Genomic DNA, 17,204 nt, shown 5'->3' on the forward strand with positions numbered 1-17,204 from the left:
AGAAACTTACCGCGCGTAGGCGAATCTTGGCGCCCCGCCCGGTAAAAACACAGTCGCCCCAAACCTCGCACAGGGCTTGGGGCGTCAGTGATCCAGCCATTGGGGCGTGCCCCGGCAGCTGTCGGCGGGCGTCAGCGATCGGTCAGCCGCTGGCTCAGCCACTCCAGCGAACCGGGGATCTCCCGCCGCCAGGTGTTGAAGTTGTGGCCGCCGCTCTCCAGGACGATCGTCGCGATCCTGGTCGGGGCCTTCGTCTTGACGAGGTCCACGAACCGCATCGTGGGGCCGTAGTTGGCCTCGCCGTGCCTGCTGGTGGTGACCAGGAGGGAGACGTCCGGCGGCGGCTGGTGCCTGATGTACCACTCCAGGTCGGCGTGGCGCTTCAGCTCCTTGTCCCCCTGGAAGAGGTCTCCCGTGGTGGCGTCGATCGGCGCCTTGTAGGAGGGCGAGAGCCCCACCGCGGCCGTGTACACGCGCGGGTGGTGCATCGCGAGCTTCAGCGCGCAGTAGCCGCCCGTCGAGTCGCCGATGATGCCCCAGCTGCCGGGCTTCGAGCCGACCCGGTAGTGCCCGGCGATCACCGCGGGCAGGTCCCGGGCGAAGAACGTCTCCGTCTGCGGACCGTTCGGCACGTCCACGCACTCGGTGTCCCGGGGCGGCGCGACGGTCGGCCGCAGCATCACCAGGATCATCGGCTGCGCCCTGCCGTCGCGCACCAACTCGTGCGCCGTGTGCGGGTAGTTGAGCTTGGTGATGAGGGACTCCGAGGTCCCCGGATAACCGGTCAGCACGACAACGACCGGAAAGGTGCGCTTCGCGTACTGCGGCTGGAAGTACTCCGGTGGCAGATAGACGTACGCCGGAGAGGTGATCCCCGTCCGCTTGCCGACGACGCCGATCTTCTGGATCTGGCCGCCCACCCTGGGCAGATGGCCGCCCGGCACGCTCACCGACCGGGTGGACAGCACCTGGAAGCCGCCGTGCGCCCCGGAACTCTGGTCGACGACCACGCCCTGGTCGGTCTCCTTGCCCAGGAGGTCGTCCCAGGAGGCGTAAAAACCGAAGCTCTGGTTGACGGCGAGCCCGACCGACGCGAACACCATGACCTGGGTCGCGAGGAGCAGCACCGCCCGCCCGCCGACGGCCCGCCAGTTGCCGCGCGCCAGCCGGGGCCAGAACACGATCGTGCCGATGAACAGCAGTGCGGCGGCCAGGATCGCCAGCGCCAGCACCGTCTTGCTCGTGAGACCCATGACTGCAGTCGCCCACTCTCTTCGCCGACGACGAGCGCGCTTCCTTCACTGCGGCTTGCCCCGGGCTTTGGATGTCCTTTGAAACGGCTTTCCACAGGGGAGTGAACCTGTTCCCCCGAGACACCGTCCTAGAGGGCGCAATGTCGCCGGATGCCGGATTGGCTCCGGATTCCAGGTCTCTCGCAGAACTACGGGATGCGATGTCTGTCAGGACAGATGGTGAAATGTCGACCGAGGTTCCAGGGCGACGATCAAGCCGAGTACGGCGCGTACTGCGCGGCCCGCGTCCCGAAGCCGTCCCCGCGGTGGTCGCCCGGGCCTGTGCGCTGGTGGGTCTGGTCGACATCGCCGCCGGGGTGTTCCCGCGCTTCAGGCACAGCCGGATGCACGCCATCGCCGAGGTGCTGCCGGGCGCCCTCGGTCCGTTCGCCGCCGCGCTCTCGCTCAGCACCGGCGTACTGCTGCTGCTCCTCGCGCACGGCCTGCGCCGCCGCAAGCGCCGGGCCTGGCGGGCCGCCGTGGCCCTGCTGCCGGCCGGCGCGGTGGCCCAGTTCGCCTACCGGCACTCGCTCGTCGGGCTGGTCATCTCCGTACTCCTGCTGGTGGTGCTGCTGCGCCACCGCACCGAGTTCGAGGCCCTGCCCGACCCGCGCAGCCGCTGGCGCGCGCTCACCAACTTCGTCCTGATGAGCGCCGGTTCGCTGGCCCTCGGCCTGGTCATAGTGAGCGCCCACGGCGACCGCATGTACGGCGACCCGAGCCTCGCGGACCGCATCACGCACGTCCTGTACGGCCTGTTCGGCTTCGAGGGCCCCGTCGACTACGACGGGCCCACCTCCTGGACCGTCGGCTACTCCCTGGGCGCCCTCGGCCTGCTGACCGCCATCACGACGATCTACTTCGCCTTCCGCCCCGAACACCCGGCCGCACAGCTGACCGAGGAGGACGAGAACCGGCTGCGCGCCCTGCTCGACAGGCACGGCCGCCGCGACTCCCTCGGCCACTTCGCGCTCCGCCGCGACAAGGCGGTCGTCTTCTCCCCCAGCGGCAAGGCCGCGGTGACCTACCGCGTCGTCTCCGGTGTGATGCTGGCCAGCGGCGACCCGATCGGTGACGTGGAGGCGTGGCCGGGCGCGATCGAGCGCTTCATGGACGAGGCCAAGGCCCACTCCTGGACCCCCGCGGTGATGGGCTGCTCGGAGACCGGCGGCGAGGTCTGGACCCGCGAGACCGGCCTCGACGCCCTCGAACTGGGCGACGAGGCGGTGGTGGACGTCGCGGATTTCTCCCTCTCCGGGCGCGCGATGCGAAACGTGCGCCAGATGGTCAAGCGCATCGAACGCGCGGGCTACGAAACCCGGGTACGGCGCATCCGTGACCTCGGGGAGAACGAGCTGGAGCGCATCCGGCTCGCCGCGGAGGCCTGGCGCGGCACCGACACCGAGCGCGGCTTCTCGATGGCCCTGGGCCGCATCGGCGACCCCGGCGACGGCGACTGCCTGATCGCCACGGCCCACAAGACCGACGAGACACCCGGCCCGTACGGCGATCTGAAGGCGATCCTGCACTTCGTGCCCTGGGGCACCGACGGCGTCTCCCTGGACCTGATGCGCCGCGACCGCGCGGCCGACCCCGGCATGAACGAACTCCTCATCGTCGCCGCCCTGGAGGCCGCCCCGCGCCTGGGCGTGGCCCGTATCTCCCTCAACTTCGCGATGTTCCGCTCGGCCCTGGCCCGCGGCGAGAAGATCGGCGCGGGCCCTGTCCTACGGGCCTGGCGGGGCCTGTTGGTCTTCCTGTCCCGCTGGTTCCAGATCGAGTCCCTGTACAAGTTCAACGCGAAGTTCCGCCCCCGCTGGGAACCCCGCTTCGTGGTCTACCGCACCTCCAGCGACCTCCCGCGCATCGGCCTGGCGGCCATGCAGGCAGAGGGCTTCGTAACCCTGGCCCTCCCTCGCATCCTCCGCCGCCGCACATCCCCTCGCCGCCCATGCGCCCACGGGGTGGCGGACAGAGGAACGGTACGGCCGGCATAGCCCACGCCCACCAGAGACAGGCCCGAGCGGCGTCCCCACCCCGTCCCAGCCAGGGGTCACCGCTCGGGCCACGGGCCGATGCCGGTTCTCCGGCGACGGGGGGCGCGGTCGCTTCGCGCCGGGGCGGGTACCGGGTGACGACCCTGCGCGGAGCCAGCATCCCGACCTCGCCTGGGCCGCAGCACTGCCGGGCCGAGGCAGCTCCCCAATCAGATCGACGCAGTTCTCCCGTCGGGCCGAGGCAGTTCCCCAATCGGGCCGAGGTTTCTTTCCGACCGAGCGCGGACGCTTTTCGACCGAACTGATCGACCGACCGAGACGGGTGGGTGGGTGGGAAACCAAAGGCCCAAGCCACAACACACCGCCCAACCGCCGGGGGCCTACGCTGAACGCATGAACAACCACAGCGGACGCGGCCGGGTCGCCGGCCTCCCGGCCTGGGACCGCTGCGCGGTCATGGGCGTCGTGAACGTCACCCCGGACTCCTTCTCCGACGGGGGCCGCTGGTTCGACACCACCAACGCCGTCAAGCACGGCCTCGACCTGGTCACCGAGGGCGCCGACCTCGTGGACGTCGGCGGCGAGTCCACCCGCCCCGGCGCCAGCCGGGTCGACGAGGCCGAGGAACTCAAGCGCGTCGTCCCCGTGGTCCGCGGCCTCGCCGCCGAGGGCGTCACCGTCTCCGTCGACACCATGCGCGCCTCGGTCGCCGAACAGGCGCTCGCGGCAGGCGCCGTACTCGTCAACGACGTCAGCGGCGGCCTCGCGGACCCCGCGATGGTCCCGGTCGTCGCGGACGCCGGTGCCCCCTTCGTCGTCATGCACTGGCGGGGCTTCCTGGAGGGCGCGAACGTCAAGGGCGTGTACGCGGACGTCGTCTCCGAGGTCGTCGACGAGCTGCACGCGCGCGTGGACGCCGTACTCGCCGGCGGGGTCGCCCCCGACCGGATCGTCGTGGACCCGGGACTCGGCTTCTCCAAGGGCGCCGACCACGACCTGACCCTCCTGGCCCACCTGGACCGCCTGCACGGCCTGGGCCACCCCCTCCTGGTCGCCGCGTCCCGCAAGCGGTTCCTGGGCCGCGTACTGGCCGGTCCCGAGGGCGCCCCGCCCCCCGCGCGGGAGCGCGACGCCGCCACCGCCGCCGTCTCCGCGCTCGCCGCCCACCAGGGCGCCTGGGCGGTCCGCGTGCACGAGGTCCGTGCCACCGCCGACGCCGTACGGGTCGCCCGCGCGGTGGAGTGGGCCCGCGACGCCGAAGCCGTCCGCGGCGCGGAGGGAGCCCGGTGAGCGCGCCCCACACCGACGTCGAGCAGGTCGAACTCGCCAACCGGGCCTTCTACGAGGCTCTGGAACAGGGCGACTTCGACGAGGTCTCGGCGCTCTGGCTGACCCCCGCCGACCTGGGCGTCGACGAGGAGTACCACGACCCCGCGGAGACCGGTGTGGTCTCCTGCGTGCACCCGGGCTGGCCGGTGCTGACCGGACGCGGCGAGGTGCTGCGCTCGTACGCGCTGATCATGGCGAACACCGAGTACATCCAGTTCTTCCTGACCGACGTGCACGTCTCCGTGACCGGCGACACCGCCCTGGTGAACTGCACGGAGAACATCCTCAGCGGCGGCCCGCCCCCCGAGGACAGCGACGGCGAGCTGGGCCCGCTGGTCGGCCAGTTGGTCGTCGCCACGAACGTGTTCCGCCGTACGCCCGCCGGCTGGAAGCTCTGGTCGCACCACGCCTCCCCGGTCCTGGCCGAGAACGACGAGGACGAGGACGACGACACACCCTCCTGAACCGAACGTGGTTGGAATCACGATCTCGGGGTAAGTGCGGCTACCAGCCCGTGAGCAGCCGTGTTCCCACGGGGAAACAGCCGATGAACCCTCCCCTCCATCCCTTGGACGGGCCCCTCGCGGGACGGGCACTGTCAGTGCCCGAAGGTAGATTCGGAAGTGGCTGCCGGGCCGACCGCACCCGGTCGGCGGCCTCTTCGAGGCTGCCGCCAACGACGACTGCAGGAGTGATTCGCGTGGATCGTGTCGCGCTGCGCGGCCTGAGGGCCCGTGGACACCACGGTGTGTTCCCGCAGGAGCGGGCGGAGGGCCAGACGTTCGTCGTGGACCTCTCCCTCGGCCTGGACACCCGCCCGGCCGCGGCCGACGACGACCTGGCGAAGACCGTGCACTACGGCATCGTGGCGGAGGAGGTCGTGGCCGTCGTCGAGGGCGAGCCCGTCGACCTGATCGAGACCCTCGCCGAGCGCATCGCGCAGGCCTGCCTGAAGCACCCGGGGGTCCAGGAGGTCGAGGTCTGCGTCCACAAACCGGACGCGCCGATCACGGTCCCCTTCGACGACGTGACCATCACCATCACCCGGAGCCGAGTATGACCGCCTCGTTCACCGAGAGTCAGAGCGACCCGACCGTCCAGCCGGTGCCGGCCTCCGTCGTCCAGCAGGTGGACGCCGCCGACACCACCCTGCACAACCCGAAGCGGGCCGTCATCTCCCTCGGCTCGAACCTCGGCAACCGCCTGGAGACCCTCCAGGGCGCCATCGACGCCCTGGAGGACACCCCGGGCGTCCGCGTCAAGGCGGTCTCCCCCGTCTACGAGACGGAGCCGTGGGGTGTCCCGGCGGGCAGCCAGCCGTCGTACTTCAACGCGGTGGTCGTCCTGAAGACGACGCTCCCCCCGTCCTCGCTCCTGGAGCGCGCGCACGCCGTCGAGGAGGCCTTCCACCGGGTCCGCGAGGAGCGCTGGGGCGCGCGCACGATCGACGTCGACATCGTCGCGTACGCCGACGAGGTCTCCGACGACCCCGCGCTCACCCTCCCCCACCCGCGCGCCCACGAACGGGCCTTCGTCCTCGCCCCCTGGCACGACGTGGACCCCGAGGCCCAGCTGCCCGGCCGCGGCCCGGTGGCGGCGCTCCTGGAGCAGGTCGCCCTGGACGGTGTCGCGCCCCGCGCCGACCTGGAACTCCAGCTGCCGGAATAGCCGTTAAGGTCATGACGACCACGGGCCGGTGGTCGCTTCCGGGGAGCTGAAGGGGCACCGTGAGAGAGCTGCACATCAAGATGCTGGCCGGCGTGTTCGCGGTGGCCGGGGTGCTCTCGTGGGCGGGCGCCCGGCTGTGGAACTCGGTGGGGACACTCCCCAGCGTCCCGCTGGCCGCGCCCGTCGTGCTCGCCCTGATCGCCGTGGTCCTGCTGGCCACGGCCCTCTCGCTGCGCGCCCGCCTCAAGGCCCAGCGCGACCGCCGCCCCGGCGCCAAGGGCGTCGACCCCCTGATGGCCGCCCGCGCGGTCGTCTTCGGCCAGGCCAGCGCCCTGGTGGCCGCCCTGGTCGCCGGTATGTACGGCGGCACGGGCGTCTTCCTCCTGGAGTCCCTGGACATCCCGGCCCGCCGCGACCAGGCGTTCTACGCCGGTTTCTCGGTCCTGGCGGGCATCGCGGTGATAGCGGCGGCCTTCTTCCTGGAGCGGGTCTGCAAACTCCCGGAGGACGACGACACCAACGCGGGCACGGCGCCCGCGGCGTGACGTGACGTGGCTCAGCGAGCCATGATCAAGCTCATCGCCTCGTTACGGGTGGCGGGATCCCGCAACTGCCCCCGCACAGCCGAGGTGATCGTCTTCGCCCCCGGCTTCCGGACCCCCCGCATCGACATGCACATGTGCTCGCACTGAACGACGACGATCACCCCGCGCGGCTCCAGGATCTCCATCAGGGAGTCGGCGATCTGGGTGGTGAGCCGTTCCTGCACCTGCGGCCTGCGGGCGTACACGTCCACCAGCCGGGCCAGCTTCGACAGTCCGGTGATCTTCCCGTCGGCCGACGGGATGTAGCCGACATGGGCGACCCCGACGAACGGCACGAGGTGGTGCTCACAGGAGGACAGCACCTCGATGTCCTTCACCAGCACCATCTCGTCGTGCCCGAGGTCGAACGTCGTCGTCAGCACGTCCTCGGGCCGCTGCCACAGCCCCGCGAATATCTCGCGGTACGCCCGCGCCACCCGCCCCGGTGTCTCCCGCAGGCCCTCGCGGTCCGGGTCCTCGCCGACCGCGATCAGCAGTTCGCGTACGGCGTTCTCCGCCCGCTTCTCGTCGAACTCGCCGATCGTGCCCTCGCCGTCCAGCGTCACGGGGTCGGTCATCTGGTGCCTCGTTCCTGTCCCTGTCACACGTGTGGACCATGCGTCGCACGTGCGGACATACCGAAATGCCGCGCCCCCCAGGCTAGAACCTGGGGGGCGCGGCATCCATTCCGGGCCCGCTGAGCGGGAAGGGCCGGAGGGGGCCGGTGAGCCGGGATCAGCTCTCCGGGCGGTCCTCCGGCACCGGCTCCGTCGCGGGGACGGACTCGGTGGCTCCGGCCTTGGTGGTGATGGCCGGCGCCGAGCCGTTGGTCCCGTTCGTCAGCGACAGCTCCTTGGGGGAGAGCACCGGCGGGCGGGTGGACGGCGTACGGCGGGAGGAGCCGGTCCACGCGGGGCGGGCCGGGCGCTTGATGATGGGAGCGAAGACCTCGGCGATCTGCTCCTTGCTCAGCGTCTCCTTCTCCAGCAGTTCCAGCACCAGCGCGTCGAGCACGTCGCGGTTCTCGACCAGGATCTCCCAGGCCTCGTTGTGCGCGTTCTCGATGAGCTTCTTGACCTCTTCGTCGACGAGCGCGGCGACCTCTTCCGAGTAGTCGCGCGGGTGCGACATCTCCCGGCCCAGGAAGGGCTCGGTGTTGTCGCCGCCGAACTTGATCGCGCCGAGGCGCTCGGTCATGCCGTACTGCGTGACCATCGCGCGGGCCGTCGCCGTGGCCTTCTCGATGTCGTTCGCCGCGCCCGTCGTCGGGTCGTGGAAGACGAGCTCCTCCGCCGCGCGCCCGCCCAGCATGTAGGCCAGCTGGTCGAGCATCTCGTTGCGGGTGGTGGAGTACTTGTCCTCGTCCGGGAGCACCATCGTGTAACCGAGGGCCCGGCCGCGCGACAGGATCGTGATCTTGTGGACCGGGTCGGAGTTCGGGGAGGCCGCCGCGACCAGGGCGTGGCCGCCCTCGTGGTACGCGGTGATCTTCTTTTCCTTCTCCGACATGATCCGGGTCCGCTTCTGCGGGCCCGCCACGACGCGGTCGATCGCCTCGTCCAGCGACGCGTTGTCGATCAGCTTCTTGTCGGTGCGGGCGGTGAGCAGCGCTGCCTCGTTGAGGACGTTGCTCAGGTCCGCGCCGGTGAAGCCCGGCGTACGGCGGGCGACCGCACCCAGATCGACGTCCGGGGCGACCGGCTTGCCCTTCTGGTGAACCTTGAGGATCTCCAGACGGCCCAGCATGTCCGGGCGGTCGACCGCGATCTGGCGGTCGAAACGGCCGGGGCGCAGCAGCGCCGGGTCGAGGATGTCCGGACGGTTCGTGGCGGCGATGAGGATCACACCGCCCTTGACGTCGAAGCCGTCCATCTCGACGAGCAGCTGGTTGAGCGTCTGCTCGCGCTCGTCGTGACCACCGCCGAGGCCGGCGCCGCGGTGGCGGCCGACCGCGTCGATCTCGTCGACGAAGACGATCGCCGGGGCGTTCGCCTTGGCCTGCTCGAAGAGGTCACGCACTCGGGAGGCACCGACACCGACGAACATCTCGACGAAGTCGGAACCCGAGATCGAGTAGAACGGAACGCCCGCCTCGCCCGCGACAGCACGCGCGAGCAGCGTCTTGCCCGTACCGGGAGGCCCGTAGAGGAGCACACCCTTGGGGATCTTCGCGCCGACGGCCTGGAACTTGGCCGGCTCCTGGAGGAACTCCTTGATCTCGTGCAGTTCCTCGACGGCCTCGTCCGCGCCCGCGACGTCCGCGAACGTCGTCTTCGGGGTGTCCTTGGTGATGAGCTTGGCCTTGGACTTCCCGAACTGCATGACCCGGGAGCCGCCACCCTGCATCTGGTTCATCAGGAACAGGAACACGACGACGATGAGGACGAAGGGGAGCAGCGACAGCAGGATGCTCACGAACGCGTTCTGCTTGGTCGGAGAGACCGTGTAGCCGTCCGGAATCTGCTTGTTCTGGTACTTGTCCTGGAGAGTGTTCGCCAGGTTGACGCCCTGGTCGCCGATGTAGCTCGCCTGGATCTTCGAGCTGCCCTCGACTTTTTGGCCGTCCTTGAGCTGGACCTTGATGACCTGTTCGTCACCGGTGGTGATCTTGGCCTGCTCGACCTTGTTGTCATTGATCGCCTGGACGACCTGGCCGGTGTCCACCGTCTTGTAGCCGCCGGACGAGCCGACGACCTGCATCAACACGACCACGGCAAGGACGGCCAGCACGATCCACATGACCGGCCCACGGAAGTATCGCTTCACGTCCATCCATACGGAGCGGTGCCGCCCCGTCCCTCCTGCCATAGTGAGTTTGACAAAGACTGTTCTAAATACTGCTCTTCGGACGGTACCCCAGCTTTGTTGCCCGAAGGCGCACGGGCGGGCTGCCGATCCCGTCTACGAATGCTCCAACGGCGCGAAACCCTCCGGGGTTCCCGGACGTCTCACAGGACTGGCCCTTTGGCTCAGCAGCCACCGGACCGGGCGCCGTGTCAGCCGCCGTAGACGTGCGGCGCGAGCGTACCGACGAACGGGAGGTTGCGGTACTTCTCCGCGTAGTCGAGGCCGTAGCCGATCACGAACTCGTTCGGGATGTCGAAGCCGACCCACTCCACCTCGATGGCGACCTTCGCGGCCTCCGGCTTGCGCAGCAGGGTGCAGATCTTCAGCGACTCGGGCTCCCGGGAGCCCAGGTTGGAGATCAGCCAGGACAGGGTCAGTCCCGAGTCGATGATGTCCTCGACGATGAGGACGTGCTTGCCCTTGATGTCGGTGTCGAGGTCCTTGAGGATCCGCACCACACCGGAGGACTGGGTGCCCGCGCCGTAAGACGACACGGCCATCCAGTCCATGGTGAGGGGGGTGGACAGCGCCCGGGCCAGGTCGGCCATGACCATCACCGCGCCCTTGAGGACGCCGACGATCAGCAGGTCCTTGCCCGCGTACTCCGCGTCGATCTTCGCGGCCAGTTCGACCAGCTTCGCGTCGATCTCTTCCTTGGTGATGAGCACCGACTTGAGGTCGGCACCCATGTCTTTCGCGTCCACCCGCATCACTTTCGGTCGCCCGTCGCCATTCGCCCGGCCCGCCGACCCCCGCCCCTCCTCGAAGAGGAGGGTGAGATTCAGCCTTGCCGAATCACCAGTCTGCCACCCTGCCGCTGGGCGACGACCCGGCCGGGGAGATTGATGGCCCCCTGACCACGCCAGCCGGTGATCAGCCGGTCGACTTCCTCGATGTGCCGGGCGAACAGCGAACCGGCCGGGGCGCCCGCCTCGATGGCGGCGCTGCGCAGGATGCGGCGGCGTACGGCGGGCGGCAGGGCGTACAGCTTGGCGCACTCCAGGAGGCCCGCGGCGTCCCGTACGGAGGCCTCGGCCTGGCGGGCCCAGGTGTCGAGGGCGTCGGCGTCGTCGCGGGAGAGCTGGGCCGTACGGGCGAGGGCCTCGACGACGCCCTTGCCGAGGGCCTTCTCCAGGGCGGGCAGGCCCTCGTGGCGCAGCCGGGACCGGGTGTAGGCCGGGTCGGCGTTGTGCGGGTCGTCCCAGACGGGGAGGGACTGGACCATGCACGCCTTGCGGGCGGTCTGCCGGTCGAGCTGGAGGAAGGGCCGGCGGTAACGGCCGGGGGCCCCCGGCCCCCCGGAGACAGCGGCCATTCCGGAGAGGGAGCGGATGCCGGAGCCGCGGGCGAGGCCCAGCAGTACGGTCTCGGCCTGGTCGTCGCGGGTGTGGCCGAGAAGGACGGCGGCGGCGCCGTGCCGCTCCGCGGCGGCGTCCAGGGCGCTGTACCGGGCGTCGCGGGCGGCGGCCTCGGGGCCGCCCTCACGGCCGACGGTGACGGCGATCGACTCGACCGGGGCGAGGCCGAGTTCGGTCAGCCGCAGGACGACCTCGTCGGCGCGGAGGTCGGAGCCGGGCTGCAGGCCGTGGTCGACGGTGACGCCGCCGGCGCGCAGGCCGAGTTTGGGCGCTTCGAACGCCAGCGCGGAGGCGAGCGCCATGGAGTCGGCGCCGCCGGAGCACGCCACGAGGACGAGCGGGGCGGACTCGCCTGAGGTGGTGGGGCCGGGGAGGAGCGGGGCGTGCGCCGTGCGCGAGGTGTTGCGCGTGGCGTTGTGTGCGGTGTGGTGCGGGGTGTGGTGCCCGCTCAGGATGTCGTGGAGGGCGCGGCGAACCGCCAGGCGTATCGCCGCGACCGCAGGATGGGGACCCATGTCCGGTTCCCTTCATGAAGTTTTCGGGGGGTGAGCCGATTCCGGTCACTCAGAGTGTGTAGATGGTGACAGAAACGGGCGGTTCCCCGAGCATTGCACGCCTACCCATGCCCCACGGTCCCTCGGACGGGTGATTGAAGGGGCGTTCACCTGCCGTAGGCCGGATTCGTTTCACCACATGCCCCATCTGCTCACGATTCGGGCTTGCGGTGCACCCGCGCGACCCAGTCCGCCGGTTTGGCGATCTCCGCCTTGGTCGGGAGGGTGTTCGGGGAGGTCCAGACGCGGTTGAAGCCGTCCATGCCGACCTGGTCGACGACCGCGCGGACGAAGCGTTCGCCGTCCCGGTACTGCCGGAGTTTGGCGTCCAGGCCGAGGAGTTTGCGCAGCGCGAGGTCGAGCCGGGAGGCGCCCTTGGCCCGCCGCTGCTGGAACTTCTCCCGGATCTCGGCCACGGAGGGCACCACCGCGGGGCCCACTCCGTCCATGACGAAGTCCGCGTGCCCCTCCAGGAGGGACATCACCGCGGTGAGGCGGCCGAGGATCTCCCGCTGGGCCGGCGTCTGCACCAGCTCCACCAGGGAGCGCCCGCCGTCGTCCTCCTCGCCCTCCGGCCGACCGCCCGCGAGGGACTGCGCGGCCTCCCTGATGCGCTCCAGGAACGTCGAGGGGTCGACGTCGGTCTCCCCCAAGAACGACTGGATTTCGCCCTCCAGGTGGTCGCGCAGCCAGGGCACACCGGTGAACTGGGTGCGGTGCGTCTCCTCGTGCAGACACACCCAGAGCCTGAAGTCGTGGGGCTGTACGTCGAGTTCGCGCTCCACGTGCACGATGTTCGGCGCGACGAGCAGCAGCCGGCCACCGCCATTGGCGCCCGCGGGCAGCTCACGGGTGGCCGGCGCGAAGGTCTCGTACTGGCCCAGCACCCGCGACGACAGGAACGACAGCAGCATGCCCAGCTCGACGCCGGTGACCTTGCCGCCGACGGCCCCGAGCACGGCCCCGCCGGGTGAACTCCCGCGCCGCTCCTCCATCTTGCCGAGCAGCGGCCTGAGCACCTCGCGGAACCCGGCGACGTTCGCCCGCACCCAGCCGGGGCGGTCGACGACGAGTACGGGGGTGTCGTGGACGGCGTCGGTACCCATCCGGGTGAAGCCCCGGACGTGCTCCTCGGACGCCTTCGCGTGCCGGCGCAGCTCCGCGACGATGGCCCGCGCCTCGTCACGGCTGACCTCCGGCCCCGGCCGCACGAGCCGGGTCGCGGTCGCCACCGCGAGATTCCAGTCGACCATCCCAGCAGATGCGGCACCACCGATGCTCGTCATGCGTCAACCGTACGTGAGCGGTGCCCTCCGGGGGCAGGGCGGCGAGGTCGGCAGAGGTGAGGCCTGCTGGTCCGGCACCCGGCACTGCAGGCTGTGCCCACCCGTTCCGCCCTGCGGAACGCCTGCCCACAGCGGTGGCCGCGGACGAGGAACCGTCCATCCAGCGGAGCTACCCGCAGCCGCACGCCGCAAGTGCCGTCGCCGTGCGGTCCAACGCCGCCTGGGCCTCTGTCGGGCTGGTCGTGTTCGCGGCCAGGAAGGCGAAGGCCAGGAGGCGGCCGTCGTGGTCCACGACCGTGCCCGCCAGGGCGTTGACGCCCGTCAGGGTGCCCGTCTTCGCGCGTACGACGCCTGCCGCGCCGTCCGTGTAGCGGGCGCTCAGGGTGCCCGTGAAGCCGGCCACCGGGAGGCCGGTGAGGGCCGCGCGGAGGTCGGGGCGGGACGGGTCGCCGGCCTTGGCCAGGAGGGCCGTGAGGAGGGCGGGGGTGAGCCGGTCGGCGCGGTTCAGGCCGCTGCCGTCCGCGAAGCGGGCGCCCGTCATGGGCAGGCCCAGCTTCTTCAACTGGGCGTGGATCGCCCTGCCGCCGCCCGCGAAGTCGGGGCGGGTCTTCGTCGCCAGCGCGGTCTGCCGGGCCAGTGCCTCCGCCAGGTCGTTGTCACTGTTCGTCAGCATCCGCTCGACCAGGGCCGAGAGCGGCGGCGAGGAGACCTGCGCGAGGGTGCTCGCGCGGGCCGTGGCCTTGGACGGGCCGGGCGACGTCGTCTTGATGCCGTGCTTCGCCAGCAGGGCGGCGAAGGCGCGGGTCGCGGACGCCGCCGGGTCGGTGAGGCGCGGCGCCGGTCCGCTCGTCGAGCCGTCCGTGCGGGCCTCGTCGGTCATCAGGGCGCTGACCGGGGCGAGGTTGTCGTTGACCCCGATCGGGTGGAGTTCGGCGCCGGCGTACAGCGTGGTGTCGTACGACAGCGTCACCTGGCGTACGCCGCGCTTCTTCAGGGCGGCGGCCGTCGAGTCGGCCAGGGTGCGCAGGCTCGCCCAGCCCTCCGGGTCCGTACGGGCCGTCAGGGTGGGGTCGCCGCCGCCGACCAGGACGAGTTCGTTGGTGTCGGGCTCCAGGGCGGCCCGGGTGGTGAGGCGGTGGTCGGCGCCGAGGGCGGAGAGCGCGGCGACGGCCGTGGCGATCTTCGTCGTCGAGGCGGGGACGAGCGCCTGGCCCGCCCCGAGGCCGTACAGACGCTTCCCCGTGGCCACGTCGACGACCGCGGCGGTCCGCCGGGTACCGAGCGCCGGATTCTTCAGAAGCGGGTCCAGAACGGCCGCCAGGGCCCTTCCCGCGGGCGCCGCCTTCAGCGTGCCGGTGGCACCGCCGAGCCCGGTCAGCACGGACGGGGCGCTCGGCGCGGGCGCGGGCGCCCCGGCCGACGTACCGGAGGTAGCGGATGAATCGGACGTATCAGATTTACGACCGTGATCTGTGCCACCAGATCCCTCCTGTACGGCCGCCCAGTCCCGCTCCGCCGTACGCTGACCGGAGGAGTCCCAGGGGCCGGCGGCGGTCACCACGCCGGCGGTCAGCGCCAGTCCGGCGGTGGCGGCGCCCGCGGTGTACTGCCAGGTCCGCACGGTCCTCGGCAGGGACAGCGGGAGGGTCGTCAGCGCCTTCAGGTTCTTCGGCCTCGGCAGGGCCGCGAGCTTCGGTGCCACCGACTGTGTGATCCGCGCGACCCGCGGTCGTACGGCGGCCGTGGCCCGTGCCAGCTGCGGTTTCACCGAGGCCGCGGCCACGGTGAGACGCGGTCGTACGGTTCGCGCCAGCCGCGCCACCCGCGGCCTCGCGGCCCGCCAAGGCCTCAGCTCCGGCACGACCAACCAGCCCCTTTCGCGATCACACTCCTGCGTGAGGGACACTTAACCACCAGAACTATGTGCTGATCATGGAGGAGCCACCGGTGGAGTTCGACGTCACGATCGAGATTCCGAAGGGTTCACGGAACAAGTACGAGGTGGACCACGAGACCGGTCGGATCCGTCTGGACCGTCGCCTCTTCACCTCGACCAGTTACCCGGCCGACTACGGCTTCGTCGAGAACACCCTCGGCGAGGACGGCGACCCGCTGGACGCGCTGGTCATCCTGGACGAGCCGACCTTCCCGGGCTGCCTCATCCAGTGCCGTGCGATCGGCATGTTCCGGATGACGGACGAGGCCGGCGGCGACGACAAGCTGCTGTGCGTGCCCGCGCACGACCCGCGCGTGGAGCACCTCCGGGACATCCACCACGTGTCGGAGTTCGACCGGCTGGAGATCCAGCACTTCTTCGAGGTCTACAAGGACCTGGAGCCCGGCAAGTCCGTCGAGGGCGCCAACTGGGTGGGCCGCGCGGACGCCGAGGCCGAGATCGAGCGGTCGTACAAGCGCCTCAAGGAGCAGGGCGGCCACTGAGCTTGCCCGGCCGTTGTGCCCGACGGGCCGCACGCGTGCGCGTGCGGCCCGTTCGTGTGTCTGTGCGCATACTGAGGCGTACTGAAAGGGCGTGCGCAGGGAGCGATACGGAGTGACGGACGAGGACCGCAAGCCGCCGTCGGACGAGGCCAGGCTGATCTTCGCGGGCGGCGCTGACGGGGAGTCGTCCACGACCTCCGAGTTCGCGCTTCCCGAGGGGATGGCGCCGCCGAGGCCCGTCGCCGGGGAGTCCGAGACCACCTCCGAGTTCGCCCTGCCGGACGGGCTGGACGTTCCGCAGCCGCCCGGTGGTGACAGCGAGGGCTCCGCCTTCAGCACCCCGCGCACCTACCGCGCACCCGCGTTCACCCCGCCCATGGGCATCCCTGTGGTGAGTCTCACCAAGGACGCGCCCTGGCAGGACCGGATGCGCACGATGCTGCGGATGCCGGTGGCCGAGCGGCCCGCGCCGGAACGGGTGCCCAAGGCGGCCGAGGAGGGCGGGCCCGCCGTCCCGCGCGTGCTCGACCTGACCCTGCGCATCGGCGAGCTGCTGCTCGCGGGTGGCGAGGGCGCCGAGGACGTGGAGGCGGCCATGTTCGCCGTCTGCCGGTCCTACGGCCTCGACCGCTGCGAGCCGACGGTCACCTTCACCCTCCTGTCGATCACGTACCAGCCCTCGCTCGTCGACGACCCGGTGTCGGCGTCACGGACGGTCCGGCGCCGGGGCACCGACTACACGCGCCTGGCGGCCGTCTACCGGCTCGTGGACGACCTGAGCGACTCGGAGACCGCCACCTCGCTGGAAGAGGCTTACGGGCGCCTTGCGGAGATCCGGCGCAACCGGCACCCGTACCCCGGCTGGGCGCTCACCGTGGCCGCCGGGCTGCTCGCGGGCGCGGCCTCCGTGCTCGTCGGCGGCGACTTCGTCGTGTTCGTCGCGGCGGCGCTCGGCGCGATGCTGGGCGACCGGCTGGCGTGGCTGTGCGCGGGGCGCGGGCTGCCGGAGTTCTACCAGTTCACCGTGGCCGCGATGCCCCCGGCCGCGATAGGGGTCGCGCTGACCCTCGCGGACGTGGACGTGAAGGCGTCCGCCGTGGTCACCGGTGGGCTGTTCGCGCTGCTGCCCGGGCGGGCGCTGGTGGCGGGCGTGCAGGACGGGCTGACCGGGTTCTACATCACCGCGTCCGCGCGGCTGCTGGAGGTCATGTACCTCTTCGTGGGCATCGTCGTCGGGGTGCTGCTGATCCTGTACTTCGGCGTGGAGCTGGGCGCGGAACTCAACCCGGACGCCGCGCTGGGCACCGCCGAGCCCGAGTGGCAGATCGGCGCGTCCATGCTGCTGTCGCTGACCTTCGCGGTCCTGCTCCAGCAGGAACGATCCACCGTGCTGATCGTGACGCTCAACGGGGGTGTCGCGTGGAGCGTGTACGGCGCGATGCACGACACCGGGGAGTTCTCGCCGGTGGCGTCGACCGCCGTCGCGGCGGGGCTGGTGGGGCTGTTCGGGCAGCTGCTGTCGCGGTACCGGTACGCGTCCGCGCTGCCGTACACCACCGCGGCGATCGGGCCCCTGCTGCCGGGGTCGGCCACGTACTTCGGGCTGTTGTCGATCGCGCAGAACGACATGGACGCGGGGTTGGTCTCGCTGTCCAAGGCGGCGGCGCTGGCCATGGCCATCGCGATCGGGGTGAATCTGGGGTCGGAGATCTCGCGGTTGTTCCTGAGGGCGCCGAGCGGCTCCGCCGGGGGGCGGCGGGCCGCGAAGCGGACGCGAGGGTTTTAGTGGGGGGCGCCTAGGAGCTCGGGGGTTCTGTTGTGCGGCGAGTGCAGGTGCGTTGTGGCTTGTC

15 protein-coding genes are annotated in these 17,204 nt (G+C 71.1%); 8 read left to right on the forward strand and 7 right to left on the reverse strand.

Annotated features, from left to right (window positions below; all coding sequences use genetic code 11):
• Window positions 1–131: 131 nt before the first annotated feature.
• On the reverse strand, window positions 132–1,253 hold the full coding sequence (locus tag CW359_RS17360) for an alpha/beta hydrolase (protein WP_105970863.1): 1,122 nt from the start codon (window positions 1,251–1,253) through the stop codon (window positions 132–134).
• 224 nt (window positions 1,254–1,477) lie between these two features.
• Here CW359_RS17360 and CW359_RS17365 point away from each other — a divergent pair, with 224 nt between their 5' ends.
• The 6 genes from CW359_RS17365 to CW359_RS17390 all read left to right on the forward strand — a co-directional run bounded on the left by CW359_RS17365 (window position 1,478) and on the right by CW359_RS17390 (window position 6,831).
• Complete coding sequence (locus CW359_RS17365; RefSeq protein WP_105970864.1) at window positions 1,478–3,289, forward strand: phosphatidylglycerol lysyltransferase domain-containing protein; 1,812 nt, start codon at window positions 1,478–1,480, stop codon at window positions 3,287–3,289.
• Between the two features lie 393 nt (window positions 3,290–3,682).
• Complete coding sequence (folP, locus tag CW359_RS17370) at window positions 3,683–4,579, forward strand: dihydropteroate synthase (RefSeq protein WP_105970865.1); 897 nt, start codon at window positions 3,683–3,685, stop codon at window positions 4,577–4,579.
• Window positions 4,576–5,082 carry a nuclear transport factor 2 family protein gene (locus CW359_RS17375; protein ID WP_105970866.1) on the forward strand — a complete coding sequence of 169 codons (507 nt, stop codon included), beginning with the start codon at window positions 4,576–4,578 and terminating at the stop codon, window positions 5,080–5,082. Before folP ends, CW359_RS17375 begins: the two co-directional genes overlap by 4 nt.
• Before the next feature lie 236 nt (window positions 5,083–5,318).
• The gene (gene folB / locus CW359_RS17380) at window positions 5,319–5,678 is read left to right on the forward strand and encodes a dihydroneopterin aldolase (protein ID WP_105970867.1); all 360 of its coding nucleotides are present in this window, start codon (window positions 5,319–5,321) and stop codon (window positions 5,676–5,678) included.
• The gene (gene folK / locus CW359_RS17385) at window positions 5,675–6,286 is read left to right on the forward strand and encodes a 2-amino-4-hydroxy-6-hydroxymethyldihydropteridine diphosphokinase (RefSeq protein WP_105970868.1); all 612 of its coding nucleotides are present in this window, start codon (window positions 5,675–5,677) and stop codon (window positions 6,284–6,286) included. The genes folB and folK overlap by 4 nt, the downstream gene beginning before the upstream one ends.
• A 59-nt stretch (window positions 6,287–6,345) precedes the next feature.
• On the forward strand, window positions 6,346–6,831 hold the full coding sequence (locus CW359_RS17390; protein ID WP_105970869.1) for a DUF3180 domain-containing protein: 486 nt from the start codon (window positions 6,346–6,348) through the stop codon (window positions 6,829–6,831).
• A gap of 11 nt (window positions 6,832–6,842) precedes the next feature.
• On the opposite strand, the gene folE is transcribed toward CW359_RS17390, so the two are convergent.
• The 6 genes from folE to dacB form a co-directional block, all read right to left on the reverse strand.
• Entirely contained in the window at window positions 6,843–7,448 is a 606-nt protein-coding gene (gene folE / locus CW359_RS17395; protein WP_105970870.1) for a GTP cyclohydrolase I FolE, read from the reverse strand.
• Between the two features lie 157 nt (window positions 7,449–7,605).
• Complete coding sequence (gene ftsH, locus CW359_RS17400; RefSeq protein ID WP_105970871.1) at window positions 7,606–9,642, reverse strand: ATP-dependent zinc metalloprotease FtsH; 2,037 nt, start codon at window positions 9,640–9,642, stop codon at window positions 7,606–7,608.
• A gap of 224 nt (window positions 9,643–9,866) precedes the next feature.
• On the reverse strand, window positions 9,867–10,427 hold the full coding sequence (hpt, locus tag CW359_RS17405; RefSeq protein ID WP_105970872.1) for a hypoxanthine phosphoribosyltransferase: 561 nt from the start codon (window positions 10,425–10,427) through the stop codon (window positions 9,867–9,869).
• A 71-nt stretch (window positions 10,428–10,498) separates the two neighbouring features.
• On the reverse strand, window positions 10,499–11,590 hold the full coding sequence (tilS, locus tag CW359_RS17410; protein WP_105970873.1) for a tRNA lysidine(34) synthetase TilS: 1,092 nt from the start codon (window positions 11,588–11,590) through the stop codon (window positions 10,499–10,501).
• Between the two features lie 191 nt (window positions 11,591–11,781).
• On the reverse strand, window positions 11,782–12,915 hold the full coding sequence (locus CW359_RS17415; protein WP_105970874.1) for a zinc-dependent metalloprotease: 1,134 nt from the start codon (window positions 12,913–12,915) through the stop codon (window positions 11,782–11,784).
• A gap of 169 nt (window positions 12,916–13,084) precedes the next feature.
• Window positions 13,085–14,782 carry a D-alanyl-D-alanine carboxypeptidase/D-alanyl-D-alanine endopeptidase gene (dacB, locus tag CW359_RS17425; RefSeq protein ID WP_105970876.1) on the reverse strand — a complete coding sequence of 566 codons (1,698 nt, stop codon included), beginning with the start codon at window positions 14,780–14,782 and terminating at the stop codon, window positions 13,085–13,087.
• Window positions 14,783–14,862: 80 nt separating this feature from the next.
• On the opposite strand from dacB, the gene CW359_RS17430 reads away from it, so the two are divergent.
• The gene (locus CW359_RS17430; RefSeq protein ID WP_053746895.1) at window positions 14,863–15,354 is read left to right on the forward strand and encodes an inorganic diphosphatase; all 492 of its coding nucleotides are present in this window, start codon (window positions 14,863–14,865) and stop codon (window positions 15,352–15,354) included.
• Window positions 15,355–15,466: 112 nt separating this feature from the next.
• A complete protein-coding gene (locus CW359_RS17435) occupies window positions 15,467–17,140 on the forward strand; it encodes a threonine/serine exporter family protein (protein WP_105970877.1) in 1,674 nt (557 codons plus the stop codon).
• Window positions 17,141–17,204 lie beyond the last annotated feature (64 nt).

This window comes from Streptomyces geranii, assembly GCF_002954775.1.
Lineage (GTDB): Bacteria > Actinomycetota > Actinomycetes > Streptomycetales > Streptomycetaceae > Streptomyces > Streptomyces geranii.